The sequence below is a fragment of the Enterococcus sp. C50 genome (assembly GCF_040887505.1).
Classification (GTDB): domain Bacteria; phylum Bacillota; class Bacilli; order Lactobacillales; family Enterococcaceae; genus Enterococcus_B; species Enterococcus_B thailandicus.
Map to the genome: position 1 here is coordinate 1 of NZ_JBFOFW010000019.1, position 1,506 is coordinate 1,506.

Below are 1,506 nucleotides of genomic sequence, written 5' to 3' on the forward strand. Positions count from 1 at the left end.
TGAAGTGAGACCCAATAGTTAGACCACATACCGACTAGAAAATCTGGTCGGTATTTTTATTATGCTGTTATTCGTTCTCGATACTGAACTGGGCTACAGCCAAGCCTCGTCTTAATTCGACGATGGTTGTAGTAATCAATCCAATCCTCAATTGCTTTTTTTAAGCTTTCAAGACTGGTATATTCAACACCATGATACATTTCTTGCTTTAATAAACCGAAGAAGTTTTCTATCAGTGAGTTGTCCAAACAGTTTCCCTTTCGGGACATGCTTTGAAAAATATTCTTATTTGATAATGGTTTTCTATATTGCTTCAACTGGTAAGCCCAACCTTGGTCAGAGTGGAATGTCCGACGATATGGACAATCTGCGGTGTAGTCAATCGCTTCTTTTTGAGCCTCAAGAATGGCCTTTAACGTTGGTGTCTCTGAAATTCGGTAAGACAAAATTTCCCCATTAAACATATCAAGGAACGGGTTAAGGTACAGTTTTTTGATTACGATTCCCTTCGTATTGTCCCTTTCGTAATACTTAAATTCAGAGGTATCTGTAGTGATTTTTTGATGTGGAACCGATGTATAAAAACGGCGATGAATACGATTTTTCGCCACTTGTCCAACCGTTCCTTTGTAAGAACAGTACTTACGAGATTTTCGTGTGAACTTCGCGCATTTCAGTCCAAGCTTACACATCAATCGGCGGATTTTCTTTTGGTTCACTTTTAGTCCACGCTCATTCAAGACAATTTGAATCCGACGATAGCCATAATTGCCATTGTTTTCTTCGAAAATTTCTGTAATCATTTTTTCTAATGCGGCGTCTGGATTTTCACGGTCAAAGCGCTGTTGCCAATACATATACGTTGCTTTAGGAAATTTCGTCGCTTCAAGGAGAATCCCTAATCGGAACTCTTTTCGGAGTTCGTGGATGATTCGTGCGTCTCGTTCTTGAGTCGATCCGGGATAGTCATCCCTAAAGCTCGGAGCTTTTTTATGAAGGCCAGTTCTGCACGAAGCAGTTCATTCTCTCGTTCCAGTTCCTGCTCGCGCGTCAATGGTTTCTTTGGTGTTTTCATCTTCTTTTTCTTTGTCATAGACGGTCTTCCTTTCGGTTTTGGTGAAAGACCTTCCATGCCTTCGCGTAGAAATACTTGATGCCAGTGCTGGAGTAGGTCTCCAGATGGCAATCCATAGTTCAACGCAACATCAAGGTAAGAGTCACCACTAGTCAAATAATAGTGTATGACATCTTGCTTGAATTGAGAAGAATAAGTTTGTTTGCCTTTCCTTCGATTTAGAGCGCTGAAGCCAAGTCGTTCAACAGTTTTTACCCATTTTTTTACAGTTGAATCTGCTGGAATATGAAAGCGACGAGCCAAGATTCCATAGCCACCTTCACCATTCTGATAAGCTTCGACGACGATTCTTTTAAACTCATAATCATATTTGACCACTAAAAAAACCCCTTAAGTTAGATTTTTGGGTCTAACTTAGGGGGCGCACTTCA

The 1,506-nt window shown here is 40.5% G+C and carries 1 protein-coding gene; it reads right to left on the bottom strand.

The features are described 5' to 3' along the window. Positions 1-59 precede the first annotated feature (59 nt). Positions 60-1,453, bottom strand: a protein-coding gene (locus AB3I20_RS12655; protein ID WP_095803321.1) for an IS3 family transposase whose coding sequence is annotated in 2 segments (ribosomal slippage) — positions 60-913 and positions 913-1,453 — 1,395 coding nt in all. Because the reading frame shifts where the segments join, the coding sequence is not laid out codon by codon here. Between the last annotated feature and the right edge of the window lie 53 nt (positions 1,454-1,506).